A 26479-nucleotide genomic window follows, 5' to 3' on the forward strand; every position below is an offset into this window, starting at 1 on the left:
AAATACAGATCGCGGCATGGTCAAGCTTCCAAGCGGCTCGATCGCGGTGTCGTGAAGAGAAGAAGATTGCGCCACCAACAAGGAGCGAGATCAGGCATTCGACCGTCTCGTGTGTAGCGAGGGATCCTTCGCAGCGCCGATCAAAGATCCCTCGCTCCGCTCGGGCTGACACCGGAGCAAATGGGAGAAGCTATCCGCGCTTCCAGGTCGTGCCTTCGGGGCCGTCCTCGAGGATCACGCCCTGGGCCTTGAGGTCGTCGCGGATGCGGTCGGCCTCCTTGAAGTTCCTGGCCTTGCGCGCTGCCTGGCGCGCGGCGATCGCCGCCTCGATCTCGGCGTCGCTCGGCCCCGAGACGCCCGCCGGCATCCAGCGGAACCAGCGATCCGGGTCCTCCTGCAAAAGGCCGAGGGCATTGGCGCCGGCGCGCAACGCGGCCGATCCTCTGAGCTGATGCAGCGCGGCGATCGCCATCGGCGTGTTGAGATCGTCCGACAGCGCGTCCTCGACCGATTGCGGCACAATGTCTGCGGCGGGCGCATTTTCCGCCCTCAGCGCATTGTACCAGTGGTCGAGTGTCGCCCTGGCCTGCTGCAGGCCCTCCTGCGTGAAGTCCAGCGGCTGGCGATAGTGCGCCGTGAGCAGCAGCAGGCGGATCACCTCGCCCGGATACCGGTCCAGCAGTTCGTGCACGGTGAGGAAGTTGCCGAGCGACTTGCTCATCTTCTCGCCCGAGATGTTGAGGAAGCCGTTGTGCATCCAGTACTTCGCCATGATGCGGTGACCGAAGGCGCTGCGGCTCTGCGCGATCTCGTTCTCGTGGTGCGGGAAGATGAGGTCGAGGCCGCCGCCGTGGATGTCGAAGGTCTCGCCCAGCAGCGCGGCGCTCATGGCCGAGCATTCGATATGCCAGCCCGGCCGGCCGCGGCCCCACGGGCTCGGCCAGCCGGCCTGGTCGTCGGCCGAGGGCTTCCACAGCACGAAGTCCGCCGGGTCCTTCTTGTAGGGCGCCACCTCGACCCGCGCTCCGGCGATCAGTTCGTCGCGCGGCTTGCGCGAGAGCCGCCCGTAGTCGGCCATGCTGGGCACGCTGAACAGCACATGGCCGTCCGCGGCATAGGCATGGCCGCCAGCGACCAGGCGCTCGACCAGCGCGATCATCCGGCCGACATAGTCGGTGGCGCGCGGCTCGTGGTCGGGCGCGAGCGCGCCCAGCCGGCGCATGTCGCTGCGATAGGCCTCGGCGGTGCGCCGGGTCAGCGCCTCGATCGGCTCGCCGCTCTGGGCGGCGCGCGCCATGATCTTGTCGTCGATGTCGGTGATGTTGCGCACATAGGTGACGCGCGGATAGCGCCGCTTCAGCAGGCGGTAGAGCACGTCGAAGGCGACGACCGGCCGCGCATTGCCGATATGGACGTCGTCGTAGACCGTCGGACCGCAGACATAGAGCCGCACATGCGCCGGATCGAGCGGCACGAACGGCTCCTTCTCGCGCGACAGCGTGTTGTAGACGACAAGGGACATCGCCCTTCCTCCCGATTCACATGCAGACGAGTTCCGACAGCCCGCGACCGGGCCTCAGACCTCGATACATCGCGCGCCGAACGCGGCCGGGAGAACAAATGACGACATGCGGCCTATATATGCGATGCGTTCGCGCTCTGCAAAGGCGTTTCGGAGAAAGATCCCTCGCGGCGCTCGGGATGACACAGTCTTCTCGAGCAAAGAAAATCGTGTCGTCCCGAGCGCAGCGAGGGGGATCTTTCCTGTCGCTAAGCCGCTTGCCCCAGCAGCCGCGCCGCCGCCCTGGCGCGGCCGATCAGGGGCAGGAGCCTCGCCATCTCGGGGCCGGTATCGCGGCCGGTGAGCGCGAGCCGCAGCGGATGGAACAGCGCGCGGCCCTTGCGGCCGCTCGCCGCCGAGAGGGCGCCGGTCCAGATCTTCCAGGTGCCCTCGCCCCAAGGCTCGACCGGCAGCGCCTTCGCCGCCTCCCGCAGGAACGGCGCATCCTCGATCGCGGGCGCGATCGGGCCGTGCACGACCTCGGCCCAGACGCTGGCGTCGGCAAGCGTCGCGAGATTGCCGCGCACGGCGAGCCACAGCGCCTCGTCGACACTGCCATCCAGCCGATCGCGCACCGCTTCGTAGGGAAGCATGTGCAGCGTACGGGCGCTGAGCTGCCTGAGCTCCTCTTCCGAGAAGCGCGCGGCGGCGCGGCCGACGCGCGCGAAATCGACCGTCGCGACCAGCGCGTCGAGCGAGGCCACCGGCTCGACCGGATCGGCCGTGCCGAGCCGTGCCAGCAGCGCATCGATCGCCAGCGCCTCGATGCCGCGTTCGCGCAGGTCGGCGATCGAGAGCGAGCCGGCGCGCTTGCTGAGCCCGCCACCTGACGCATCGACCAGCAGCGGCAGATGCGCGAAGGCCGGCACGGCGGCGTCGAGCGCACGGAACATCTGGATCTGCGCGCCGGTGTTGGTGACGTGATCCTCGCCGCGGATCACGTGCGTGATGGCGAAGGCGATGTCGTCGACCACCGAGGTGAAGCTGTAGAGATAGGAGCCGTCGGCCCGCACCAGCACCGGATCGCTCTGGCTCGCCTCGTCGACATGCTGGGGCCCGCGCACCAGATCGTCCCAGCGCACCGCCTCGGAGGCGAGCCTGAAGCGCCAGTGCGGATGCCGGCCCTCGCCTTCGAGCTTGCGGCCCGCCGCCTCGTCGAGCCTGAGCGCCGCGCGGTCGTAGACCGGCGGGCGGCCCTGCGCCAGCAGCCGCTTGCGCTTGAACTCGAGCTCCTCCGGCGTCTCGTAGCAGGGATAGAGCCGGCCCGCCGCGATCAGCCGGTCGCGCGCTTCGTCATAGTGCGCCAGCCGGTCGGACTGGCGCTCCCTGGCGTCCCAGGCGAGGCCCAGCCACGCGAGGTCGCGCTCGATCGCGGCTTCGTACTCGGGCTTGCTGCGCTGCCGGTCGGTATCGTCGAGGCGCAGGACGAACCGGCCGCCGTGGCGGCGGGCATAGAGCCAGTTGAAGAGTGCCGCGCGGATGTTGCCGACATGCAGCAGGCCCGTGGGGCTCGGCGCAAAGCGGACGCGGGGGCCGGACATGGGGCCGACTTGTGGCGATGCCGGATTGGCGGGTCAAGCAGGCTTCGCTAAGGTCGCGGCCAAAGACAGGGAGAGTCCAGAATGAAACGCCGTCACCTTCTCGCCGCGGGCCTCGGCACGCTCGCCGCCCCGCGCCTCGTGCGCGCCGATGCCAGGTATCCCGAGCGGACGGTCCGCCTCGTGATCCCGTTCGCGCCCGCCGGGCCGACCGACATCATCGGCCGCATGGCCGCCGAGAAGCTCACGCCGCTGCTCGGCCAGACCGTGATCGTCGACAACAAGGCGGGCGCCGCGGGCTCGATCGGGGCGATGGAGGTCGTGCACGCCAAGCCGGACGGCTACACGCTCCTGTTCGCGACCTCCTCGACGCACGCCATCAACCCGACGGCCTATGCCAAGCCGCCCTACGATCCGGTCAAGGACTTCACGCCGATCTCCTCGATCTGCGTCAATCCGCTGGTACTGGTCGCGCATCCCTCGATGCCCGACTCGGTGGGCCGCCTCGTCGAGCTGATGAAGAAGAACCCGGGCAAATATTCCTACGCCTCGTCGGGCATCGGCAGCATCCTCCACCTCGCCGGCGAATACTTCAAACGCGAGGTCGGCGGCATGGAGGTCGTGCACGTGCCCTACAAGGGATCGGGTCCGGCGATCCAGGACCTGCTGGCGGGCAACGTCGCCTGGATGTTCGAGACCTTCAGCACCACGCTGCAGCAGCATCGCGCCGGCAAGCTGCGCATCCTGGCCTTCGCGCATTCCGGGCGCGCCGCCGTCGCGCCCGAGATCCCGACCATGACCGAGGCCGGCGTCAAGGGCTACGAGGCCTATACCTTCAACCTGATCCTGGGGCCGGCCGGCACGCCGAAGAACGTGGTCGATACGGTCGACCAGGCGTCGCGCAAGCTGATCAAGGATCCCGGCGCCATCAAGTTCCTGCAGGACATCGCGGCCGTGCCCGCGGCCGACACCTCGCCCGAGCGCACGGCCAAGTTCATCAAGGACGAGCTGGCGAAATGGGCTCCGATCATCCACGCCGCGGGCGTGAAGATCGAGTAGTCGCCATCACCGCGGCATAGGCGTCGGCGTGGCGGGCGGAGCCTCGCCGGGGGTCGGCACGAGCGGCGCCGGCAGCGACGGCGGCGGCGCGCCGCCCGGCACCATGGTGGCGGCGCCCGGCCCGGTTCCATAGCCCTGTCCGGCGCCTTCGCTTGGCGTCATGACGTTGCCCGAGGCTTCGGTGCCGATGCTGCTGATGTAGTAGCCCGCCACCGGGTTGGAGGTCTGGTTCGCCGTCTTGGCCTGGATGTCCACTTCCTGGATGCGCCGGCCGCTCTTGTCGAGGCGGTAACCCTCCGCGTCGAGTTTTACCCCGGCATTGTCGATGATCGCGCCGTCCGGCGCCTTGCGGTACGGTGGCGGCACCTTCTGAAGGGAATAAAGCGGTGTCGGCGTGTTGCAGCCCGCCAAGGCGAGGCCCGCCGCCGCCAGCACCATCAGACGCATCGCCGTCATTCCCTCTCCCCGGTTCGAGGGCGGCATCATAGCCGGAACCACGCTCCCTGAAACCCTGCTCCGTGTCATTCCACGACGGTCCGTCGGGCCGCCTTCTTCACCATCGCGTCGCGCAGCTCGCGGCGCAGGATCTTGCCGATGTTGCTCTTGGGCAGCTCGTTGCGGAACTCGATGTATTTCGGCCGCTTGTAGCCAGTGAACTCGCGCTCGCAGAAGGCCTCGAGCGCCTCGCGCGTGAGCTTGGGATCGCGCTTCACGACGAACAGCATGACCGCCTCGCCCGAGCGTGCATCGGGCACGCCGACGGCGGCGCATTCGGCCACGCCGGGATGGCCGGACACCACGGCCTCGATCTCGTTGGGATAGACCTTGAAGCCCGAGACCACGATCATGTCCTTCTTGCGATCGACGATCTTCACGTAGCCGCGCTGGTCCATCACGCCGATATCGCCCGACTTGAAGAAACCGTCGGCCGTCATGACCTTGGCCGTCTCGTCCGGCCGCCGCCAGTAGCCCTGCATCACCTGCGGGCCGCGGATCGCGATCTCGCCCGGCGCGCCGAGCGGCACCTCCTGTCCCTGATCGTCGAGAATCCTGATCTCGACGCTCGGCATCGGCAGGCCGATGGTGCCGGTATAGGCCTCAGAGTCGGTGGGATTGCAGGTGACGCCGGCCGCCGTCTCGCTGAGCCCGTAGCCCTCGACGATCGGGCAGCCGGTGACGGCGAGCCATTTCTGCGCCACCGCCTCCTGCACCGCCATGCCGCCGCCGTTGGTGATGGCGAGGCCGGAGAAGTCGAGCTTCGCGAAGTCGGCGCGATTGGCCAGCGCATTGAAGAGCGTGTTCACGCCCGGGAAGATGTTGATGCGGTATTTCGCCAGCGTCTTCACCGTGCCCGCGAGATCGCGCGGATCGGGAATGAGGATATTGAGCGCGCCGGTGCGCATGCCCAGGAGCCCGCAGGCGACGAAGGCGAAGACGTGATAGAGCGGCAGGGCGCAGACGATGGTGAACTGGCCGGTGAGCTTCTTTCGCCCGAGGCCGGGCCGCATCCAGGCCTCGGAGGCCAGCAGGTTGGCGACGATCGTGCGATGGAGCAACGTGGCGCCCTTGGCGATGCCGGTCGTGCCGCCGGTATATTGCAGCACCGCGACATCGTCCGGTCCCAGCTCCGGCCGCACGAAGAGCATCGCCTTGCCGGCCGCGATCGCCTGGCCGAACGCGACATGGCCGGGAAGCGCGTAGGTGGGAACCAGCTTGCGCAGCGTGCGCACGGCGAAGTTCACGAGGAGGCCCTTGGGGAAGCCCAGCAGGTCGCCCATGCGGCCCACCACCACGTGCTTCACCGCCGTGTCGCCGGCGGCGAGCGCGGCCTGCAGCGTCGCCGCGAAGTTGTCCAGCACGATCACCGCCTCGGCGCCGGAATCCCCGAGCTGATGCTGGAGCTCGCGCGCCGTATAGAGCGGATTGACGTTCACGGTGATGAAGCCCGCGCGCAGGACCGCCGTCACCGCGACCGGATACTGCAGCACGTTCGGCATCATGATCGCCACCCGCGCGCCCTTGCGCAGGCCGCGGCTCTGCAGCCACGCCGCCAGCGCCTTCGAGAGCGCGTCGACCTCGCCGAACGTGAGCGCCGTGCCCAGGCAGACATAGGCCCTGGCGTCGCGATGCTTGGCGAAGCTTTCCTCGATCAGCGCCACGAGGCTGGGATAGACCGACGGATCGATCTCCGCCGGCACGCCCGGCGGATATTCCTTGAGCCAGAACCGATCCATCCCTCTTCCCGCCTCTGCTCGCCTCGTCCAATCTTATTCTTATATAGTACGTTTCAGGCCGAGCGCCTTTACCGAGGTGCGGCGCTAGCGCTCTCATTGGACCGCGCGCTTCCAGCGCGCTCATGCTTGGCTGATGGAAGAGCGCGCTGGAAGCGCGCGGTCCGCTTGACGTCCCCGCCACTCGAAGGATTCCTGCGTACGGTCGACCTATGATAGCAGTCGTTCCAGCACGCTCTTACCATGGCTGACTCCAAAGGCTGGCATTCCCGAGGTTACCTGCCTCACTTCGACTCACCTGAGGCAGTGCAATTCGTGACCTTCCGGCTCGCCGACAGTCTTCCGCGGTCGGTTGTCGAGTCGCTGCGCACTCAGCCCGATGCCGTTCGGCAGATCGACCGCCGGCTCGACGCCGGGCTGGGGGCATGTTGGCTGGGTCGAGAGGATGTCGCATCGATCGTCCAAGATGCCATCCTGCATTTCGATGGCGACCGCTATCGCCTCCTCGCCTGGTGCATCATGCCCAATCACGCCCACGTCGTCATGGAACCAGCCAGCGGCCATCGCCTGGGGTCTATCGTGCATAGCTGGAAGTCGTTCACCGCCAACGAGGCCAATAAACTCATCGGCCGAACCGGTGCGTTCTGGCACGACGACTATTTCGACCGGTATATGCGCGACGAAGATCATTTGATCCGCACAATCGGATATGTCGAACAGAACCCCGTAAAGGCGGGATTGGTCGACATAGACTCCGACTGGCGCTGGAGTTCGGCGCGCTTCCGACGCGGATTATGAGCGCGCTGGAAGCGCGCGGTCCAATGAAAGACTACCGCCGCTCCAGGCTGCGGCGGATCTCGTCGTAGGATTCCTGCATGCGCTCGTGGATGATGTTGAGCGCGTCGGTGCCGGACTTCTGCACCAGCTCGGCGAGATCGCGCGTGTTCCTGATCGCCGCCTCGAAGGCCTTCTTGGCGAACTCGGCCTGCTTGTTGAAGACCTCCTGCGGCGATCCGGACGGCTCGTAGCTGGCCGCCATCTCCGCCATGTCCTTCATTGCGGCCTCGAAGATCTCGCGCTGCTTGTCAGCGATCGCCGTGGCGCCGCTCGCCACCGCCTGCCACGAGCGGCCCATAGCGTCGATGTTCTTCTGGTGATGCTCCATGATCTTGCCCATGTCGAAGGACGGCACCTGGAGCTGCCGCCAAGCTGTTTGAACATGTCCATGAAATTGCGGGATGCATCGGTCATCGCGACCTCCCTGTCGATCACGGATGAAGCTTCAACCCCTGCTCCAGCGCGTGCAAGGCCAAACCGGCGAGGCCGCCGATCAGGGCGCCGTTGAAGCGGATGTACTGCAGGTCGCGGCCGACCGTGAGCTCGATGCGGCCGATCAGGACGTCTATGTCCCAGTCCTTCACCTGGTCGGCGATGAAGCGGCCGACGCCGCTCTTCTGGCTCTGCACGAACTCGCCCAGCACCTGCACGATGCCGCGGTTGATCTCGGCGCGGATGGCGGGGTCGCGGCCGAGCTGGGCGCCGGCCTCGGTCAGCATGGCCTCGAGCTGGCGGCCGACCTGCGAGTCCGCCGCCGCGGCATCGCGTTCGAGGAAGGCGCGCAGGCTGTCCCAGGCGCCCTCGGCCAGCGTCGCCACCTCGGGCCGGGCCAGCAGGTCGCGCTTGAAGGTCTCGGCGCGGGTCGCGAAGTCCGCCGAGCCGCGCAGCCGCTCGACGAAGCCGCGCACGAACTTGTCGAACTCGACGCGCAGCGGATGGCCCGGATCGGCGCGCGCCTCCGCCACGAAGGCGCCGGTCGAGGCCACGATCTTGCGCAGGAGATAGGCGTCGGCGCGATAGAGGTTGAACAGCGCCGGCAGCTCCTGCCGGATCTTCTCGCGCAGCGCGTCGAGCGTTTCCTGGCTGGTCAGCAGCGTGTCGAGCGCGCCCAGCAGCTCGTTCAGGAGCCGCTGGTGCCGGCCCTTCTCGATCACGGCGCCCAGGAAGCCGGCGGCGAGAGGCGCGACTTCGATCCGCTCCAGCTCGGCGCGCACGCGCTCGCCGAAGAAACGGCGCAATCCCGACTGGTCGATCGCCGTCAGCGCCTGCGGCAGCAGCCGAAGGACGAAGGCCGCGAGCGCCGCGCTGCGCGCCGGATCGCCGAGCCAGGTGGCGATCTGGGCGGCGAAATCGACCTCGCCCAGCTTCCTCTCGACCGCCTCGCGCGCCAGGAAATTGTTCTCGACGAAGCTGCCGAGATTGTCGGCGATGCGCTGGTGGTTGCGCGGGACGATGGCGGTGTGCGGGATCGGCAGCCCCAGCGGCCGGCGGAACAGCGCCACGACGGCGTACCAGTCGGCGAGCCCGCCCACCGTCGCCGCCGAGGCGAACGCGGCCACATAGCCCCAGGCCCAGTGCCCGGCCTCGAAGTGACGCGCCACCAGGAAGAGTGTCGCCGTCGCCGCCAGCACCAGCGTCGCGGCGAGCTTGACGCGCCGCAGAGCGCGGGCCCGTTCGCTATCGCTTGGCGGCTGGGAGGGGGCGCGGTTCATTGCGTCTCGTATATAGTGTGTCCGACGGCAGTCGCGCGGGAGGATAACGTGAAAGTCGGGTTCATCGGCGTCGGCAATATGGGCGGTCCCATGTGCCGCAACATCGTGAAGCGCAGCAACCACGAGGTCACGGTGTTCGACCTCAACGCGGCGGCGGTCAAGAGCTGCACCGACCTCGGCGCGACGGCGGCCAAGTCGGTGGCCGACGTAACGAAGAGCGCCGATGTCGTGATGACGTCGCTCCCCATGCCCCGCGACGTCGAGGCGGTGGCGCTGGGCGACGGCGGCATCCTCGCCCACATCAAGCCCGGCCAGACCTATATCGACCTCAGCACCAACGCGCCTTCGATGGTGAAGAAGATCGGCGCCGCGATGGCGGCCAAGGGCATCGCCATGCTCGACGCGCCGGTGAGCGGCGGGACGGTGGGCGCGGAGGCCGCCACCATCGCCATCATGGTGGGCGGCGACAAGAAAGTGTTCGACGACGCCCTGCCGGTGCTGAAGTCCTTCAGCGCCAACGTGATCCACATGGGGGCGCTCGGCACCGGCACGGTGGCCAAGCTGGTGAACAACATGATGGCCTTCTGCAACGCCGCGGCAGCGGCCGAGGGGCTGATGCTGGGCACAGCCGCCGGCCTCGATCCGGCCAAGCTCGTGCAGGTGATCGCCAACTCGAGCGGCAACTCGAACGTCTTCAAGGCCTTCTCCGAGCGGGCACTCAGCGGCAAGTTCAGCCCGCCCTCCTTCGCGCTCAACCTCGCGCACAAGGACCTGCATCTCGCCATGGAGCTCGCCGATGAGCTGGACGTGCCGCTGCCGCAGGGCTCGGCGACGCACAACCTGCAGCGCATGGCCCGCCACATGGGCTTCGGCGGCGACGACAGCTCCTCGATCCTGCGCGTCTACGAGAAGGTGCTGGGGCGCGCGATCAAGCCGTAGCCGCCTCTCCCGAGAGACGCCGCAGGAACGGCGGCAGCGGGCGGCCCTGCGAGCGGAGGTGGCGACGACCCGAACGCGTTAAACTATAGTTGACGGCCGGAGAAACTATAGTTTACCTTCGAACATGATCGAAGTCCTCCAGACCGAAACGTTTCGCCGCTGGATGGACCACCTCGACGACGCCGTCGCCGAGACGCGTATTCTCGCTCGCATCAAGCGGGCGCAATTCGGCAACCTGGGCGACTGGAAGTCGGTCGGCGGTGGCGTGAGCGAAATGCGGATCGATCACGGTGCCGGCTATCGGGTTTATTTCACGCGGCGCGGCGACAAGCTGATCGTGCTGTTGGCCGGCGGGACGAAGCGGACGCAGACCGCCGACATCGCCAGGGCGCAGCAGATTGCGAAGCAGGTCTGACGGAGGAGGGAGAAAGCGATGGTCAAGCTGACGAAGTTCGACGCAGCGGAATACCTCAGGAGCCCCCGACACATGGCGCTCTATCTCGACGCCTGTCTCCGGGAAGGCGGCGACGATCCGGCATTCATCGCCTCCGCTCTCGGCGACATCGCCCGAGCCCGCGGTATCAACTATATAGCTGCGGAGGCTGGCATGACCAAGGCCGGCCTCTACAAGGCGTTGAGCAAGAGGGGAAACCCGTCCTTCGGCGCCATCCTCAAGGTCGTCCGTGCGATGGGGCTCGAGCTTCATGTAACCGTCCAGAAGCGCGCCGCCTAACACAGCACCACATCGGTCTGCCCGGCATTTGTTATCGGTATTTCCGTGCGATCCCGCGAACGTGTCGCAGGCCCGCGAGGACGACGTGTCGAGGATACCGATGCTTCGTGCCGCCTAGGCCGACATGACCTTCGCCAGGAATTCCGGCAGCGGGCGGCCCTGCGAGCGGAGATAGCGGGCCATCGCACCCGCCACCTTCGCGACCGCCGGGCGCGCGCTCATGCGATCGCGCCAGCGCTGCAGCCTTGGATGTGCCTCGGCCATGGGCGCGGTCATCCGCGCGCCGAAGAGCTGCGCCATGTAGAAGGCGATGTCGGCATAGGAGTAGCTGCCGGCGAGCCAGTCCCGCTCGCCGATCAGCCGCTCCATCTCGTCGTAGCAGGCCGTCGCCGCGGCACGCGCCTCGACGGCCAGCGGATCGTCGGGCGTGGCCTGAAGGCCCATCAGGCGGATGATGTGCGGGAAATAGACTTCGTCCGACTTGTGCTCCAGAAGGCGCGCCCGTGCCTTCGCCTTGGCGTCGGGCGGCCACAGCGCCGGCTCGGGCTTCAGGGTCTCGAGGTACTCGAAGATCTGCGTCGAATCGAAGATCTCGAGGTCGCCGTCCACCAGCACCGGCACCTGGCGCTTGGGATTGATGCGCACGACCTCGGGGTGCTTGGGCTGATAGAGCGTCTTCATTTCGAACGGCACCATCACCAGCTCGAAGTCGATGCCCTTCTCGTGCGCTGCGATCTCCGCCTTGGCGCCGAACATGCTGAGCGGACCGGAATAGAGTCTCATGGCGAAGAAGGTCCCGTCGTCCCGACCGAAGCCGACGGGGTACTTAGCACAAACATGTTGGGACGGCCCGGGCTGCCGGCGGAATATTCGTGGCAGGAATGGTCATGTTCTACATCGTCACGAACATCGCGAGCGCGGCGGCGGCCATCATGGCGGTGGTGATCCAGCCGAAAATCCGCTGCAGGCGCGTCGCCGTGAACTTGCCCATCCGCTTCGCGCTCGACGCCACGATCATCATCGCGACCAGGATCGGCACGGTGATCACGCCGTTCACGACGGCGCTCCACACCAGCGCCTCGATCGGATCGAGCGGCGAGGCCTCGACCGCGATGCCGACCAGAATCGAGATGGCGATCACGGTGTAGAAGGCACGCGCCTCGCCGAGCTTGCGCTCCAGCCCGATCGGCCAGCCGCGCACCTCGCCCATGGCATAGGCGGTCGAGCCCGCCAGCACCGGCACCGCCAGCAGCCCGGTGCCGATGATGCCGAGGCTGAACAGCAGGAAGGCGGCGTCGCCTGCGATCGGGCGCAGCGCGGCGGCCGCCTGCTCCGAGCTCTGGATGTCGGTCTGGCCGTTCGCGTGGAGCGTCATGGCCGTCGTCAGGATGATGAAGAACGCGACGATGTTGGAGACCGCCATCCCGGCCATGGTCTCCCAGCCGATGCGGCTCAGCTCGCCGTCCGCCTTGTCGGGACGGTCGATCAGCGGCTCGGCCTTCGCCGCCTGCTCGTCCTCGACCTCCTGCGAGCTTTGCCAGAAGAAGAGATAGGGGCTGATGGTGGTGCCGAACACGGCGACGATCAGCATGTAGGATTCGCCGCTGAGATCGAAGCGTGGCAGCAGCGCTCCCACCGCCACCGCGTGCCAGTCGATCTTCACCGTGAAGACGACGCCGACATAGGCGAACAGCGAGAAGGTGAGCCAGCGCAGGACCGCGACGTATTGATGGTAGGGAATGAACACGACGGCAGCCAGCATGCCCAGGGCGAAGGCCAGCGTGTAGAGATGCCGGCTGCCGCCCGCCATCAGGTTGACGGCCGCGCCCATGGCGGAGAGATCGGCGCCGATATTGATAGTGTTGGCGAGGAACAGGAGGGCCACGAGGCCGGTCACGACCGGGCGCGGGAAGACAGCCAGCATGTTGGCGGCGAGCCCGTGGCCGGTGACCCGGCCGATGCGCGCGCTCACCGACTGCACGGCGACCATCATCGGCCAGGTGAGCACCACCGTCCAAAGCAGCCCGACGCCCTGCTGCGCCCCGGCCTGCGAATAGGTGGCGATGCCGCTCGGATCGTCGTCGGCGGCGCCGGTGATGACGCCCGGGCCGAGGCGCCGGGAGAGGTTCTGCAGGGGCACGGCGAACGGGAACGAGGGCCTCACGGTCGAGGTTCCGTCAGAGGGCGCGAAACGGCTTCGGGCCGTCGAACGCGCCGACATAGCTCATATGGGTGACGAGACCGCCGCCGGTCCAGAGATGCAGCGCGATCGCCGGCGGCTCCATCATCATGGAAAGCGGGGCGCCGGCCTGCAGATCGAGCGTCGCCTGGTGCGCCGTGCTGGGCGCGATCGAGGCCAGGCTGCCGGCCCAGCGCCGCTGGATCGGCCGGTGGACGTGCCCGCAGGTCACGCGCTCGATATTGCCGTGGCGGCGCACGAGGTCGGCGAGGGCGGCGTCGCCCTCGTTCAGGCGGAAACGATCGAACGCCTCGATGCCGCAGTCGAACGGCGGATGGTGCAGGAAGAGGAGCGTCGGCACCTCGGGCCGCTCGTCGAGGCGCGCCGCGAGCCAGCCCAGCCGCTCCCCGCACAGCGCGCCATAAGGCTTGCCCGGCACCAGCGTGTCGAGGCCGATCAGGCGCAGCGGCAGTCCCTCCACCGCGTACTGCAGGAAGCCTTCCTTCGGCAGGTAGCCCCGATCGGCGAAGGCCGCGCGCAAGGGCTCGCGTGCATCGTGGTTGCCGGGAATGACGTAGACCGGCATCGGCAACGGCGCCAGCAGGCGGCGCAGGCGTTGATATTCCTCGGGCGTGCCGCCGTCGACGAGATCGCCCGTGGCGATCACGACGTCGGGCCGCGGCTCGAGGCCGAGGACGTGCGCCACCGCGCGCTCGAGGTATCCCGCCGTGTCGATGCGCTTGTAGAGCAGCGTGCCCTCGGCGGTCACATGCATGTCGGAAATCTGCGCGATCAGCATCGCCCTACCCTCTGAACCCGTTGACGATCGGATAGCGCCGCTCGCGGCTGATGATCCGCGAGGTGATCTTGACCCCGGGCGGCGCCTGCCGGCGCTTGTACTCGGCATTCTCCAGGAGCCGCCAGACCCGATCGACCGTCGCCCTGTCGTAGCCCTCGGCCGCCAGCTCCTCCGCCGACAGGTCGCGCTCGATCAGGCCGCGCAAAATGGCGTCCAGCACGGGATAGGGCGGCAGGGAATCGGAGTCCTTCTGGTCGGGCTTCAATTCGGCCGAGGGCGGCTTGGTGAGGATGCGCTCGGGGACCACGCGGCCCGGGCGGCCGAGCGCGCCGTCCGGCAGGTGCTTGTTGCGCCAGGCGCAGAGCTCGAACACCGTGGTCTTGTAGACGTCCTTCAGGACGTTGTAGCCGCCGCACATGTCGCCGTAGAGCGTGGCGTAGCCCACCGCCATCTCCGACTTGTTGCCGGTGGTCACCACCATGCCGCCGAGCTTGTTGGAGACCGCCATCAGCGTGACGCCGCGGGCGCGACTCTGGATGTTCTCCTCGGTCACGTCGGACGGACGGTTGCCGAACAGCGGCCGCAGCATGGCGCTGAAGGCCTCCATCGCCGGCTCAATGCCGACGATCTCGTATTTGACGCCGATCGCCTCGGCGCACGCCCTGGCGTCCTCCAGCGAGTCGCGGCTGGTGTAGGGCGAGGGCATCATCAGCGTCCGCACGCGCTCCGGGCCCAGCGCGTCCGCCGCCACCGCCGCCGTCAGCGCCGAATCGACGCCGCCCGAGAGGCCGATCACGACCGAGGGGAAGCCGGTCTTGTTCACGTAGTCACGCAGGCCCAGCATCATCGCCTGGTAGATCGACTCCAGCTCGCCGAGCTCGGGCGCGATCCGCCCCGGCAGGCAGTCCCAGCCGTTCGCGCCGCGCCGGAATTCGACCGTCGCCACCTCCTCCTTGAAAGAGGCCAGCTTGGCCTTGAGCAGGCGGTCGGCGCCGATCACGAACGAGCCGCCATCGTAGACCACCTCGTCCTGGCCCCCCACCTGGTTGACATAGGCGAAGGGCAGGCCGCTTTCGATCACGCGCTCGACGCCGTGCTGCACGCGCAGGTCGGTCTTGCCGACCTCGTAGGGCGAGCCGTTGGGCACCAGCAGGATCTCGCCGCCGGTCTCGGAAATGCACTCGACGACGTCGGGGGTCCAGACATCCTCGCAGATCGGCACGCCGATGCGCACGCCGTCGAACACCAGCGGCCCCGGCATGGGGCCCGGCGAGAAAACGCGCTTGTCGTCGAACACGCCGTAGTTCGGCAGGTCGACCTTGAAGCGCTTGCCGACGATCTCGCCTTTGTCGAGCGCGACGATGGCGTTGTAGAGCTTGTCCTCCTCGCGCCATGGCGTGCCGAGGAACAGCGCCGGGCCGCCGTCCCGCGTGTCGGCGCACAGCGCCTCGACCGCCTCGTGGCACTGGCGCTGGAAGGCCGGCTTCAGCACCAGGTCCTCGGGGAAATAGCCCGCGATCGCCAGCTCCGAGGTGACGACCAGCGCCGCCCCCTGCTCCCTCGCCTTGGCGCGTGCGGCCCGCACCCTGGCGAGATTGCCCGCGACGTCGCCCACCTTGGGATCGAGCTGCGCCAGGGCGACCTTGAGGCTATTGGTCATCGTCAGGCCTTGGCGGCCACCACCTCGACCTCGACCAGCATGGCGGGATCGGCGAGGCCGGCCACGACCAGCAGCGTCGAGGCCGGATAGGGCGGCCTGGTGATGAACTGGTCGCGCACCTCGCGATAGGGCGCGATGAAGCGGCTGTCGGTGAGGAAGATCGTGACCTTGACGATGTCCTCGTAGGCCATGCCGGCGCTCTTCAGCACCTCGCCGATGTTGCGCCACGCCTGCGCGGCCTGCTTCTCGAAGGTGGGCTGCAGCTTGCCCTCGGAATCGACCCCGACCTGCCCCGACACATGGAACAGGCGCGTGCCGGCCGGCACCTCGGCACCGAGGCTGTACTTGCCGGAGAAGGACACGCTCGACGGATTGTGGAACTTGATGGCCATGACAGGCTCTCCCATCTATATCCAAGGCTGATACAAAGAATGTGTCATCCCGAACGAAGTGAGGGATCTTTGGGCGACATCACCAAAGATCCTTCGCTGCGCTCAGGATGACACGGTTTCGGGTGTCGGCCCCGCATTCGCACAGGAACCCATCGGAGCGGCATGACGTCAAGCATCAAGGCGGTACACATCGTGGGCGGCGGGCTGGCGGGCAGCGAGGCGGCGTGGCAGCTCGCGTCGGCGGGCGTGCCTGTGGTGCTGCACGAGATGCGGCCGGTGCGCGGGACCGAGGCGCACCAGACCGACGGGCTCGCCGAGCTGGTCTGCTCCAACTCCTTCCGTTCCGACGATGCCGCGAACAATGCGGTCGGCCTCCTGCACGAGGAGATGCGCCGCGCCGGGTCGCTCGTCATGCGGGCGGCCGACGCGCACAAGCTGCCGGCCGGCGGCGCGCTGGCGGTCGATCGCCACGGCTTCTCGGCGACGGTGCAGGAGACCCTGCTCGCCCATCCGCTGGTCGAGCTGAGACGCGAGGAGATCGCGGGCCTGCCGCGCGAGGACTGGGACAGCGTGATCGTCGCCACCGGCCCCCTCACCTCGCCCGCGCTGGCCGAGGCGATCGGCAGGCTCACCGGCGAAAATGCGCTCGCCTTCTTCGACGCCATCGCGCCGATCGTGCATGCCGACTCGATCGACCGGTCGATCGCCTGGAAGCAGTCGCGCTACGACAAGGGTGGCCCGGCCGGCGACGGCGCCGACTATCTCAACTGCCCGCTCGACAAGTCGGAATACGAAGCCTTCGTCGCCGGCCTGCTGGCGGGCGAGAAAACCGAATTCAAGGCGTGGGAGACCGACACGCCCTACTTCGACGGCTGCCTGCCGATCGAGGTGATGGCGGCGCGCGGACCGGACACGCTGCGCTGGGGGCCGATGAAGCCGGTCGGGCTGCGCGATCCGCGGACCGGCCGCCGACCGTGGGCGGTGGTGCAGCTCCGCCAGGACAACGCGCTCGGCACGCTGTGGAACATGGTGGGCTTCCAGACCAAGCTCAGGCACGGCGAGCAGACGCGGCTCTTCCGCACCATCCCCGGCCTGCAGCACGCCGAGTTCGCGCGGCTGGGCGGGCTGCATCGCAACACCTTCCTGAACAGCCCGCGCCTGCTCGATGCGACCCTGCGGCTCAGGGCGATGCCGCGCCTGCGCTTCGCCGGCCAGATCACCGGCTGCGAGGGCTATGTCGAGAGCGCGGCCGTCGGCCTGATGACCGGCCGCTTCGCCGCCGCGGAGCGGCTGGGCCAGGCGCCGGTCGCGCCGCCCGCGACGACGGCGATGGGCGCGCTGCTCGGCCACATCACCGGCGGCGCCGACGCCAGCACCTTCCAGCCGATGAACGTCAATTTCGGCCTGTTTCCGCCTATCGAGGGCAATGCGCGCGGCAAGGAGCGCAAGCAGCTTCTCGCCAGGCGCGCGCTGCGCGACCTCGACCACTGGCTCGCACCCACGCCGCTGGCGGCGGAGTAGCACGCGGCCCCCTCACCTAGCCTCTCCCCCTATGGGGGAGAGGAACATGACGCTCGCTTCTCTTCCTCCTCTCCCCCACCGGGGGAGAGGTTGGGTGAGGGGGTGACGCACGCCCCTTGTCCCCGCACACCACCCTGTGCATCGTGTCGCCCAACCAAATTAATGGAGACGACCGATGCCTGACGCCACCCCCACCACCGGTCTGGAGCTGCGCTCGCTGATCAGGAAGAACGGCGAGCTGGAGCTCTCGCTCGTGAAAGTGCCCGTGCCCGAGCCGGCCGACGACCAGGTCGTGGTGAAGGTCGAGGCGACGCCGATCAATCCGTCCGACCTCGGCCTGCTGGTGGGACCGGCCGACATCAAAAGCGCGACCGCCTCGGGCAGCGGCGACGGCGTCGTGGTCAAGGCGAAGGTAGCCGCGGCCGCCCTGCCCTTCCTCGCCGCACGGCTCGACAAGGCGATGCCGGTCGGCAACGAGGGCGCGGGCACCGTGATCAAGGCCGGCAAGTCGGAGGCGGCGCAGGCGCTCATGGGCAAGACGGTGTCGATGATCGGCGGCGGGATGTACACGCAATACCGTCTCATCCGGGCGAGCGACTGCCAGGCGCTGCCGTCCGGCACGACGGCGGCCGAGGGCGCCTCGTGGTTCGTGAATCCGCTCACCGCACTCGGCATGACCGAGACCATGAAGCGCGAGGGCCACAAGGCGCTGGTGCATACCGCCGCCGCCTCGAACCTCGGCCAGATGCTGAACCGGATCTGCCTCGAGGACGGCATCGGGCTGGTCAACATCGTGCGCAGCCAGGCACAGGCCAAGCTCCTGCGCGACGCCGGCGCCAAGCACGTGTGCGACTCGTCCGCGCCCTCCTTCACCGACGATCTCACGCAGGCGCTGGTCGAGACCGGCGCCACCATCGCCTTCGATGCGATCGGCGGCGGAAGGCTCGCGAGCCAGATCCTCACCTGCATGGAGATCGCGCTCAACAAGTCGGCCAAGGAATACAACCGCTACGGCTCGAGCACGCACAAGCAGGTCTATATCTACGGCAGCCTCGACACCGGCCCGGTCGAGCTGGTGCGCAACTACGGCATGGCCTGGGGCGTCGGCGGCTGGCTGCTCACGCCCTTCCTGCAGAAGATCGGCCGCCCCGACCAGCAGCGCCTGCGCGAACGCGTCGTGCGCTCGCTGAAGACCACCTTCGCCAGCCACTACACCAAGGCGATCTCGCTTCAGGAGGCGCTGCGGCTGGAGAACATCGCCATCTACAACAAGCGCGCGACGGGGGAGAAGTTCTTGATCAATCCGAACAAGGTATAATGCCCGTTTTTGTCGTCCTGAGCGAAGCGAAGGACCTCATCATCACGTCAACGGACAGGAGATCCTTCGCTTCGTTCAGGATGACAGGGCCCCTCACGGATAGTTCTGGTTCCAGTTCGGATCGAAGCTCGGGTTGAGCGGCGGGTCGGCGGCGAGCAGGCCCTTGCCGGGGATGAAGTTGACCTCGAGGCGGATGCCGTCGGGATCCTCGAAGACGAGGAAGTAGTAGCCGGGCGCCCAGGCGCCTTCCATCGGGCCGCGGTCGATATGGGCGCCCATGGCGCGCAGCTTGTCGGCGATCCGGTCGACATCCTCGCGCGAGCGCGCGCGCAGGCAGAGGTGGTGCAGGCCGACGCGGTTCTGCGCGAAGCGCGCGCCCGCGTGCTCCTCGGCGCAGCGCTGGATGCCGACGGCGGTGCGGCCGCCCACGTGATAGAGGAAGTTGTTGCCGTCATAGACCTTCTTCAGGCCGAGGAACGGCAGCAGCTCGGCGTAGAAGGCGCGCGCCTTCTCCCAGTCGCTGACGGTGAGGATGACGTGCGCCATGCCGTTCACTTCGATCATCGGGTGTCCCCTGTCCACATCGCTGAAAGATCCCTCGCTGCGCTCGGGATGACACCGAAGCCCAGTGGCAATGGTGGTGTCAAACAACCGCCGCGTCGTGCGCGTAGAGCCAGCCGATGTTGGCGATGGAGCGGTCGCCGGAGGCGGCCATCGCCTCGTCGCGCTTCTGCTGCTCGGGGCCGTCGGGCAGGTGGAAGCGCTTGCGGTTGGCGGCGCTCGCCTGCTGCAGCTTGGTGGCGCGCGGCTTGCGGACCGCCTCGTAGCGCGCCAGGGCGCTCGGGATGTCGCCGGGCATCGCTTTCAGGAGTGACGCCAGCGCGGCGCCGTCCTCGATCGACTGCGCGGCGCCCTGCGCCATCATGGGCAGCATGGGATGGCAGGCGTCGCCCAGCAGCGTCACGCGGCGGTCGCTCCAGCGCGGCAGCTCGGCGCGGTCGTGCAGCGCCCAGACGAAGGTCTCGGGAAAGGCGCCGATCAGCGCGCGCACGGTCGGATGCCAGCCCTCGTAGCGCGCCAGCACGTCGGCCACTTCGCCCCGGTCGGTCCAGGATTCCTTGGTCCAGTCGCCGTGCTCGACGACGCAGACCACGTTCATCATCCGCCCGCCCGCGACCCAGTAATGCACGACGTGCCCGTCCGGCCCCATCCAGTTGTGCGAGGCGACCTCGATGCCGAGGTGCTTTATGCGCTCGGCCGGCACCAGCCCGCGCCAGGCGACGCAGCCGGTGAAGCGCGGCTTCTCCGGGCCGAAGAGGAGATGGCGCACGCGCGAATGGATGCCGTCGGCGCCGACCAGCAGATCGGCCTCGGCCGTCGCGCCATTCTCGAAGCACGCCGTCACGCGCTCGCCCTTCCGCGCCAGGTCGAGGAGCTTGTGGCCGAGGTGCAGACGCTCCGGCGGCAGCGCGTCCGCCAGCAGGGTCGCGAGATCGGCGCGATGGAAGTGGTAGTAGGGCGCGCCGAAGATCGCCTCGACCTCGCGGCCAACCGGCGCGCGCTGAAGCGTGCGGCCATTGTCCCAGCGGCGTTGATGCACTGCGAGCGGGCGCACGCCCACCGCGTCCATCGCCGGACCGAGCCCCAGCCGATGCAGCAGCCGCGAGGCGTTGGGGCTGATCTGGATGCCGGCGCCGATCTCGGTGATGCGCGGCGCCTGCTCGTAGACGTGGGCGTCGAGCCCGGCCTTCAGGAGCTGCAGCGCGGCGGAGAGGCCGCCGATCCCGCCGCCGACGACGGCGACTCTCATGCGGGCACGCCATCAGGACCGCGTGCATCCTGCGCGCTCGTGAGCGGGCTGGAAGCCCGCGGTCCACATGAGAGGTTCATGGCGGGTTATAGTAGCAAATGACCAATGGCACCCAAGCCCAACCGCGCAGGATCGTCGTCGTCGGCGCGACCCTCGGCCATCGCCGAGCATTGCTGCCGGCTGTGGGTTGCCGAGGCGCCGACGGAACTGGTCCTGGTGGCGCGCGATATCGCCAGGGCCGAAGCGATCGCGGCCGATCTGCGCCAGCGCGGACCGGGCTCGAGCGTGACCGTGAAGAAGGGCGAATTCCACGATCCCGCGGCGATCGAGGCGCTCGTGCGCTCGATCGCGGAATCGGGATCGATCGACATGGCGCTGATCGCGCAGGGCTGGCTCGCCGACCAGCAGGCCTGCCAGGCCGACCTCGCCTTCCTGCGCGACTCGATCGCGATCAACGCGCTCTCGCCGGCGCTGTTCGCCGAGGCCTTCGCGCGGCACTTCGCCGGCATCGGCCGCGGCACGCTGGGCATCCTGGGCTCGGTGGCCGGCGATAGGGCGCGCAAGGCCAACTACAGCTACGGCGCCGCCAAGGCGTTCCTGGCGCGCTATGCCCAGGGCATGGACCATCGCTTTGCCGGCAGCGGCGTCAGGATCGTTCTGATCAAGCCCGGCCCGACTGACTCGCCCATGACCGCCGCGAGGAAGGCCGCCGGACGCTACGTGGCGCCGGCGGAGGATGTCGCGCGCACCATCGTGAAGGGCATGAAACGCGGCCGTCCCGTCGTCTACGCCCCGCCCGCCTGGCGCGCCATCATGCTCGTGGCGCAGCACCTGCCGCGCTTCGTCTTCAACAGGCTGTCGGTCTGAGCCTCGTGGACCGCGCGCTTCCAGCGCGCTCGTGAGCGCGCTGGAAGCGCGCGGTCCAGACGACTAAGCCCGCCGTGCCTCCTTCTCGGCCATCTTGGCCTTGAGCTGCTCGGGCGTGAGGCGGACGATGTGCTCGTTCTGGTGGCTGTAGATGTCGTACTTCCCGACATCGAGGTCCTCGAGCACGATTTCGCGGTCGAGCACCTTCTGCTTCCATGCCGCATGCTCGGCTTCGGCGGCATGGAACTCGGGCATCACTTCCTTGGCGAAAAGCTCGAGCGAGTCGCAGATGTCCCGGTGGCTCGTCTTGCCGGCCTGGTTCAGCAGGATCACCTGGTCGACGCGGCTCTGCTGGAACTGGCGCAGCTTTCTCGCGATCGTCTCGGGCGAGCCGATCAGGCCCGACTCCAGCGCCTTCCTCTCCTCCGGTCCGCCCTTCCAGCTCTGGTATTCCTTCCAGAGATCGGACGTGCCCGGCGCATCGACGCCTTTGCGGCCGTAGTAGCTCAGCGCGAAGATGAAGAACGTCCAGCCGGCCGCCTTCGGCTCGGCCTCCGCGTCGGTCGGCGCGCACATGAAGCCCGAGACCATCGCCACGTTGGGATTGCTCGGATAGTCGGTGAGCTTGCGCGGGTTGTGCAGGAGATTGTTGTAGTACTTGTGCACCCACGCGCGCGCCGCCTCGGGCGTCACGAAGGTGAAGCCCAGCGCGCCCATGCCCCACTCGCCCGCCTTGCCGATGGTCTGGATGTTGGAGCACGCGACCCAGAGCGGCGGATGCGGCTTCTGGAACGGCTTGGGAATCACGTTGCGCGCTTCGAAGTCGTAATACTGGCCGTGGAACTCCCAGCTCTCCCTGGTGAACATCGGGACGATGGCCTTGACCGCCTCCTCCCAGCGGTCGCGCTTGTCGCGCACCTTGATGTTGAACGGATGGAGCTCGGCCGGCCCCGCCGCCTCGCCCATGCCGAGATCGACGCGCCCGCCCGACAGCAGGTCGAGCGTGGCCACCTTCTCGGCGACGCGGTGCGGCTGGTTGGTGGTGAGCTGGATCACGCCATGGCCGAGGCGAATGCGCTTCGTCCTCTGGCTCGCCGCGCCCAGGAACACCTCGGGTGCGGACGAATGGGAATATTCCTCGAGGAAGTGGTGCTCGACCTCCCACGCATAGTCGTAGCCCAGCCGGTCGGCGAGCTCGATCTGGGCGAGCGAATCCTGCAGGAGCTGGTACTCGCTCCGCGGGCCCCACGGGCGAGGGAGCTGATGCTCGTAGAAGATGCCGAACTTCATGGGCCTTTCCTCCGAAGCGGAAGGTCCCTCGCTGCGCTCGGGATGACAACGAGGATGTTGCGATGCCTCGGCTATTCGGCCGCCTTGCAAAATCCGGCGATGCGATCGACCAGCGTCGGAATCAGTGCGCTCGGGAAATCGTGGCCCCAGCCGGGCCAGGTCTCGATCTTCGCACCCGGCACGAGGCGCGCCACGTCGCGGCCGCATTCGACCGGCAGCAGCGGATCTTCCTCGCCGTGCAGCACCAGCGTCGGCGCCTTGACCCTCTTCAGCATCTCCACGCGGTCGCCCGAGGCCATGACGGCAAGGTATTGCCGGCCCACGCCCTCCGGATAGTAGCGGCGGTCGACGTTGCGCTCGACCAGCGCGCGCAGCTCGGCGTCGGGCATCGGATAGGCCGGGCTGCCGATGGTGCGGCGCAGCTTGATGCCGTGCTCGACGCGCGCCTCGCGGCTCGTGCCCTCGGGCTGCGAGCCCAGCATCGCCAGCGCCTCGGGCTTGCCCTGCGGCAGCCCGGGGCGGCCGCTGGTGGAATAGATCGACACCATCGAGCGCGTGCGCTCGGCATGCTGGGCCGCCACGATCTGCACGATCATGCCGCCCATCGAGGCGCCCACCATGTGCGCGCGCTCGATACCCAGCGCGTCGAGCAGGCCCACCGCGTCGGCCGCCATGTCCTTCAGGAGATAGGGTGCCTCGACCTTGCCGCCCTGCATCACCTTGCGCAGCGCCGCTGGCACGTCGGCCACGCCCCAGGCGCCGAAGTCGGTCGAAAGGCCGGTATCGCGGTTGTCGTAGCGGATGACGTGGAAGCCTCGCCCGGCAAGCCCCTCGAACAGGGCGTCGGGCCAGATGGTGAGCTGCGCGCCCAGGCCCATGACCAGCAGCAGCGCGGGATCGCTGCTGTTGCCGGCCGTCTCGTATTCGATCTCGATTCCGTTCGCCTTGACGCGTGCCACGTTGCCTCCTCGGTCGATCGTCGCGACGTTCTTACCATCGGCCGCGCCGTGCCGCCCACCAAAGAGCCAGCGGCCGGCGCCACGGCGGCAGCGGCCGGTCGAGCAGCCGCGCCTGGATCAGGATCGGCAGCGCCGCCGGATCGGTCCGGCCTTCGGCGCGCACGCCGGCGAGCAGGGCCTCGCGCTCCCTGCCCTCGCCCATCAGGCCGGCGGCGGCCACGGCGTGCGCGGCCTTGCGGGTCGTCTCGTCGCCGACGCCCAGCACCGCGAGCTCGAGGTCGGCGAGCGCGGCGCCCGCGCGCACGACGTCGAGCGGCCCTTCGATTTCCTCCGCTCGCGCATCGATCAGGGCGATGAAACCGTCGGCCGTGAGCCGGTAGCGGCGCGCGGTCTCGGCCAGCGCTTCGACGACCGGTTGCGCCCTGGGCTTGTCCATCCCCGCCGCTTCCGCCACCGCCTCGCGCCACCATTGCAGGCGGATCTCGGCCAGCAGCGGCTCGCGGGTGACGGCGCGCGCGCGGGCGAGCTCGTGGTCGAAAGCCAGCAGCGCCATCAGCCCGCGGCGCGCCGGCTCGGGTGCGAACAAGGCGGCCAGGAACCGGTCGCGGTCCGCCGTCCGCACCGTGTCGAGGACATAGCGGTGGGAAGCCTCGGATGCGCGGAAGGAAGGGCTCATGATCGACTGGGCATCCGGGGATAACCGGGCACCTGCGACCGTTGAACGCAGGCAAGGTCTCGATTAGAATGGCTCTGGAGAGGAAACGCCAATCCCTTCAACGAGATAGGGGAGAAAACGGATATGGGCGCCATCTTCAACTCGCTGGGGCGCACTGTCGCAGCCGGCGTCGTCGTCCTGATCGTCATCGTCCTGATCGCCAACGCGACCTCGGGCGACATGATCCACTTCAACCACGCCTGGAGCACGTTCTTCATGCGCTGGCTGCACATCCTGAGCGGCGTGATGTGGATCGGCCTGCTCTGGTATTTCAACTTCGTGCAGACGCCCACCATGCCCAAGATCCAGCCGGTGGAGAGTCGCAGCGCGGTGTCCAAGTTCATCGCTCCCAGCGCGCTCTGGTGGTTCCGCTACGGCGCGCTGGCGACGGTGATCACCGGCCTGCTGCTGGCCTGGATGAACGGCTACATCGTCGACGCGCTTCTGCTGCGCAAGCCCTTCTACCCGATCGGCATCGGCATGTGGATGGCGTTGATCATGGCCTTCAACGTCTGGTTCATCATCTGGCCGATGCAGCAGAAGATCCTGGGCCTGGTCGACGCCACGGCCGAGGAGAAGGCGAAGGCCGGCCCGATCGCGCTCTACGCCAGCCGCTTCAACACCATGTTCTCGATCGGCATGCTCTACTGCATGGCCTCCCAGAGCCACGGCGGCTTCGTGTCGTGATCGCCGCATCGGCACAAGGATCCCTCGCCTTCGGCTCGGGATGACACGGCCTTCTTGGCGTCATCCCGAGCGCAGCGAGGGATCTTTCCTCGGCCTTCAGATCGGGATCAGCGCCGCCGCGACGCGGCGGCCTTCGGCCAGCAGCACGTTGTAGGTGCGGCAGGCGGAGCCGGTGTCGACCACTTCGACCGACAGGCCGGCGGCCCTCAGGTCGGCGCGAAGCGCCGGCGGCAGGAACACGGTGCGGCTGCCGCAGCCCAGCACCAGGATCTCGACCGGCTCCGGTCCTTCCCGGAGCACCGCGACGCTCGCCAGTGTCAGCTCCTCCATGCGGCTGACCTCCCAGGCCGAGGTCGCACCCGGCGTCACCAGCACGGGCTCGCGCCACTCGCGCTCGCCGATCGTGAAATGGCCCGGACCGTAGCCGCGGATCACCTGCACCTGCGCCGGATCGGGCGCCGGCAGGGTCTTGTCGTCGGGATCGCGCGCCGGGCTCACGCCTTGGCCTTGGCGCCCTCGTCCTCGTGCCGGAACTGCTCGGGCCGGAGCTTCAGGTAGACGAGCCCCGCGCAGGCGATCCAGATCGAGGAGTAGGTGCCGACGATGACGCCCCACAGCATGGCGATCGAGAAGCTGTAGAGCACCGGTCCGCCGAAGATCACCAGCGCCAGCACGGCGACGAACACGGTGATCGAGGTCATCACGGTGCGCGACAGCGTCTCGTTGATGCTGAGGTTGAGGACGTCGACCAAGCCGAGCTTCTTGTAGCGCCGCATGTTCTCGCGCACGCGGTCGAACACCACCACCGTGTCGTTGATCGAGTAGCCGGCTATGGTGAGCACCGCGGCGAGCGCCGTCAGGCTGAAGTCGATCCGGAACAGCACGAAGATGCCGATGGTGGAGATCACGTCGTGCAGCATGGAGATCAGCGCGCCGACGCCGAACTGCCATTCGAAGCGGAACCACATGTATATGGCGATCGCCGCCAGCGTGGCCAGCACCGCGATGATGCCGGTATGCATCAGCTCCGACCCGACCTTGGGGCCGACCGATTCGGTGCCGCGGATGTCGTACTTGTCGCTGATCGCGTCGTCGACCACCTTGATCGCCACCTGCTGGCACCATTCGGCGCGCTGCTCGGGCGTCATGTCGATCTTGGCGGTGTTGGTGTTGGCGCGCGGCAGCTCGCGCTCGAGCACCGTGAGGCCGACGCGGCTCACCGCGTCGCGCCAGCCGGCCGCGTCGAGCTGGCCGGGCGCGGTGAAGACGACGTCGCCGGTGCCCTCGGCGCCCGGCTTGACGCTCCAGCCGTTGCCGACGCGGCGCTTCATCACGGCATCGGCGTGCGCCACGCATGCGGCGTTGCCCTCCTGGCGCTGCACGCGGATCAGCGCGCTGCTCTTGTCGCCGAACTCCTGCAGCGAGACCTCGCCGATGCCGAGCGCGCCCGTCGTGTGGCGCAGCTCGTCGAGCTGGATCGTGCCCTGCTTGGCGCGCACCTGGATGGCGATGCCGCCCTCGAAGTCGATGCCGAAGTTCAGCCCGAACACGAACACGCCCACCAGCGACAGCACGTTGATCAGCGTCGACAGGCCGAGCGCCCACAGGCGATGGCCCATGAAATCGATCTTCGTGTGGGCGGGAACGATATGGTGCGGCTTCCACAGCATGG

General features: G+C 68.1%; 27 protein-coding genes. 9 read left to right on the forward strand and 18 right to left on the reverse strand.

The genetic code is table 11. The features are described 5' to 3' along the window. Positions 1-190: 190 nt before the first annotated feature. Positions 191-1522 carry a cysteine--tRNA ligase gene (gene cysS, locus OJF58_RS26345; RefSeq protein ID WP_300780863.1) on the reverse strand — a complete coding sequence of 444 codons (1332 nt, stop codon included), beginning with the start codon at positions 1520-1522 and terminating at the stop codon, positions 191-193. 248 nt (positions 1523-1770) lie between these two features. Then, the gene (gene gltX / locus OJF58_RS26350; protein WP_300780864.1) at positions 1771-3102 is read right to left on the reverse strand and encodes a glutamate--tRNA ligase; all 1332 of its coding nucleotides are present in this window, start codon (positions 3100-3102) and stop codon (positions 1771-1773) included. Positions 3103-3183: 81 nt separating this feature from the next. Between gltX and OJF58_RS26355 the strand changes: the two genes are divergently transcribed. Continuing rightward, complete coding sequence (locus OJF58_RS26355) at positions 3184-4158, forward strand: tripartite tricarboxylate transporter substrate binding protein (protein ID WP_300780865.1); 975 nt, start codon at positions 3184-3186, stop codon at positions 4156-4158. A 6-nt stretch (positions 4159-4164) separates the two neighbouring features. On the opposite strand, the gene OJF58_RS26360 is transcribed toward OJF58_RS26355, so the two are convergent. Both OJF58_RS26360 and OJF58_RS26365 read right to left on the reverse strand, forming a co-directional pair. Further along, entirely contained in the window at positions 4165-4614 is a 450-nt protein-coding gene (locus OJF58_RS26360; RefSeq protein ID WP_300780866.1) for a hypothetical protein, read from the reverse strand. Positions 4615-4679: 65 nt separating this feature from the next. Further along, positions 4680-6392 (reverse strand): long-chain-fatty-acid--CoA ligase, encoded by a 1713-nt coding sequence (locus OJF58_RS26365; protein WP_300780867.1) that lies wholly within the window; start codon positions 6390-6392, stop codon positions 4680-4682. 312 nt (positions 6393-6704) lie between these two features. Between OJF58_RS26365 and OJF58_RS26370 the strand changes: the two genes are divergently transcribed. Continuing rightward, on the forward strand, positions 6705-7187 hold the full coding sequence (locus OJF58_RS26370) for a transposase (protein WP_300780868.1): 483 nt from the start codon (positions 6705-6707) through the stop codon (positions 7185-7187). A gap of 31 nt (positions 7188-7218) precedes the next feature. On the opposite strand, the gene phaP is transcribed toward OJF58_RS26370, so the two are convergent. Next, entirely contained in the window at positions 7219-7581 is a 363-nt protein-coding gene (gene phaP / locus OJF58_RS26375; protein WP_300780869.1) for a TIGR01841 family phasin, read from the reverse strand. A 76-nt stretch (positions 7582-7657) separates the two neighbouring features. After that, a complete protein-coding gene (locus tag OJF58_RS26380) occupies positions 7658-8938 on the reverse strand; it encodes a DUF445 family protein (protein WP_300780870.1) in 1281 nt (426 codons plus the stop codon). Between the two features lie 48 nt (positions 8939-8986). Between OJF58_RS26380 and OJF58_RS26385 the strand changes: the two genes are divergently transcribed. The 3 genes from OJF58_RS26385 (at position 8987) to OJF58_RS26395 (ending at position 10610) form a co-directional block, all read left to right on the forward strand. Next, on the forward strand, positions 8987-9877 hold the full coding sequence (locus tag OJF58_RS26385) for an NAD(P)-dependent oxidoreductase (protein ID WP_300780871.1): 891 nt from the start codon (positions 8987-8989) through the stop codon (positions 9875-9877). Positions 9878-10001: 124 nt separating this feature from the next. Further along, positions 10002-10292, forward strand: coding sequence for a type II toxin-antitoxin system RelE/ParE family toxin (locus OJF58_RS26390; protein WP_300780872.1), 291 nt, complete (start codon positions 10002-10004; stop codon positions 10290-10292). An 18-nt stretch (positions 10293-10310) separates the two neighbouring features. Next, positions 10311-10610 carry an addiction module antidote protein gene (locus OJF58_RS26395; RefSeq protein ID WP_300780873.1) on the forward strand — a complete coding sequence of 100 codons (300 nt, stop codon included), beginning with the start codon at positions 10311-10313 and terminating at the stop codon, positions 10608-10610. A gap of 114 nt (positions 10611-10724) precedes the next feature. Here OJF58_RS26395 and OJF58_RS26400 read toward each other — a convergent pair whose 3' ends face one another. The 5 genes from OJF58_RS26400 to OJF58_RS26420 all read right to left on the reverse strand — a co-directional run bounded on the left by OJF58_RS26400 (position 10725) and on the right by OJF58_RS26420 (position 15640). Further along, positions 10725-11393, reverse strand: coding sequence for a glutathione S-transferase family protein (locus OJF58_RS26400; RefSeq protein WP_300780874.1), 669 nt, complete (start codon positions 11391-11393; stop codon positions 10725-10727). A 109-nt stretch (positions 11394-11502) separates the two neighbouring features. Further along, positions 11503-12774: a divalent metal cation transporter gene (locus tag OJF58_RS26405; RefSeq protein ID WP_300780875.1), complete on the reverse strand. Its 1272-nt coding sequence runs from the start codon at positions 12772-12774 to the stop codon at positions 11503-11505. Positions 12775-12787: 13 nt separating this feature from the next. After that, on the reverse strand, positions 12788-13588 hold the full coding sequence (locus tag OJF58_RS26410) for a phosphodiesterase (RefSeq protein WP_300780876.1): 801 nt from the start codon (positions 13586-13588) through the stop codon (positions 12788-12790). Between the two features lie 4 nt (positions 13589-13592). Further along, the gene (locus tag OJF58_RS26415) at positions 13593-15248 is read right to left on the reverse strand and encodes an NAD+ synthase (protein ID WP_300780877.1); all 1656 of its coding nucleotides are present in this window, start codon (positions 15246-15248) and stop codon (positions 13593-13595) included. A 2-nt stretch (positions 15249-15250) separates the two neighbouring features. Next, positions 15251-15640, reverse strand: coding sequence for a RidA family protein (locus OJF58_RS26420; protein WP_300780878.1), 390 nt, complete (start codon positions 15638-15640; stop codon positions 15251-15253). Positions 15641-15802: 162 nt separating this feature from the next. Here OJF58_RS26420 and trmFO point away from each other — a divergent pair, with 162 nt between their 5' ends. After that, positions 15803-17161: a methylenetetrahydrofolate--tRNA-(uracil(54)-C(5))-methyltransferase (FADH(2)-oxidizing) TrmFO gene (gene trmFO / locus OJF58_RS26425; protein ID WP_300780879.1), complete on the forward strand. Its 1359-nt coding sequence runs from the start codon at positions 15803-15805 to the stop codon at positions 17159-17161. A gap of 175 nt (positions 17162-17336) precedes the next feature. Further along, positions 17337-18479 carry a zinc-binding dehydrogenase gene (locus tag OJF58_RS26430; protein WP_300780880.1) on the forward strand — a complete coding sequence of 381 codons (1143 nt, stop codon included), beginning with the start codon at positions 17337-17339 and terminating at the stop codon, positions 18477-18479. Positions 18480-18572: 93 nt separating this feature from the next. Here the strand turns inward: OJF58_RS26430 and OJF58_RS26435 are convergent, their stop codons facing one another. Further along, positions 18573-19043 (reverse strand): VOC family protein, encoded by a 471-nt coding sequence (locus tag OJF58_RS26435; RefSeq protein ID WP_300780881.1) that lies wholly within the window; start codon positions 19041-19043, stop codon positions 18573-18575. Between the two features lie 79 nt (positions 19044-19122). After that, positions 19123-20289 (reverse strand): FAD-dependent monooxygenase, encoded by a 1167-nt coding sequence (locus OJF58_RS26440; RefSeq protein ID WP_300780882.1) that lies wholly within the window; start codon positions 20287-20289, stop codon positions 19123-19125. A 105-nt stretch (positions 20290-20394) separates the two neighbouring features. Between OJF58_RS26440 and OJF58_RS26445 the strand changes: the two genes are divergently transcribed. Further along, complete coding sequence (locus tag OJF58_RS26445; RefSeq protein ID WP_300780883.1) at positions 20395-21156, forward strand: SDR family NAD(P)-dependent oxidoreductase; 762 nt, start codon at positions 20395-20397, stop codon at positions 21154-21156. A 63-nt stretch (positions 21157-21219) separates the two neighbouring features. On the opposite strand, the gene OJF58_RS26450 is transcribed toward OJF58_RS26445, so the two are convergent. The 3 genes from OJF58_RS26450 to OJF58_RS26460 all read right to left on the reverse strand — a co-directional run bounded on the left by OJF58_RS26450 (position 21220) and on the right by OJF58_RS26460 (position 24081). Then, positions 21220-22446, reverse strand: a complete 1227-nt coding sequence (locus OJF58_RS26450) for an LLM class flavin-dependent oxidoreductase (protein WP_300780884.1) — start codon at positions 22444-22446, stop codon at positions 21220-21222. Between the two features lie 71 nt (positions 22447-22517). Further along, positions 22518-23405 (reverse strand): alpha/beta fold hydrolase, encoded by an 888-nt coding sequence (locus tag OJF58_RS26455; protein ID WP_300780885.1) that lies wholly within the window; start codon positions 23403-23405, stop codon positions 22518-22520. A gap of 31 nt (positions 23406-23436) precedes the next feature. Further along, positions 23437-24081 carry a squalene/phytoene synthase family protein gene (locus OJF58_RS26460; protein WP_300780886.1) on the reverse strand — a complete coding sequence of 215 codons (645 nt, stop codon included), beginning with the start codon at positions 24079-24081 and terminating at the stop codon, positions 23437-23439. Between the two features lie 123 nt (positions 24082-24204). Between OJF58_RS26460 and OJF58_RS26465 the strand changes: the two genes are divergently transcribed. Further along, positions 24205-24807, forward strand: a complete 603-nt coding sequence (locus tag OJF58_RS26465) for a urate hydroxylase PuuD (RefSeq protein WP_300780887.1) — start codon at positions 24205-24207, stop codon at positions 24805-24807. A gap of 96 nt (positions 24808-24903) precedes the next feature. Here OJF58_RS26465 and OJF58_RS26470 read toward each other — a convergent pair whose 3' ends face one another. Next, positions 24904-25305, reverse strand: coding sequence for an Mth938-like domain-containing protein (locus OJF58_RS26470; protein WP_300780888.1), 402 nt, complete (start codon positions 25303-25305; stop codon positions 24904-24906). Next, entirely contained in the window at positions 25302-26477 is a 1176-nt protein-coding gene (secF, locus tag OJF58_RS26475; RefSeq protein ID WP_300780889.1) for a protein translocase subunit SecF, read from the reverse strand. Before secF ends, OJF58_RS26470 begins: the two co-directional genes overlap by 4 nt. Between the last annotated feature and the right edge of the window lie 2 nt (positions 26478-26479).

Source organism: Enhydrobacter sp. (assembly GCF_030246845.1).
Taxonomy (GTDB): Bacteria; Pseudomonadota; Alphaproteobacteria; order Reyranellales; family Reyranellaceae; genus Reyranella.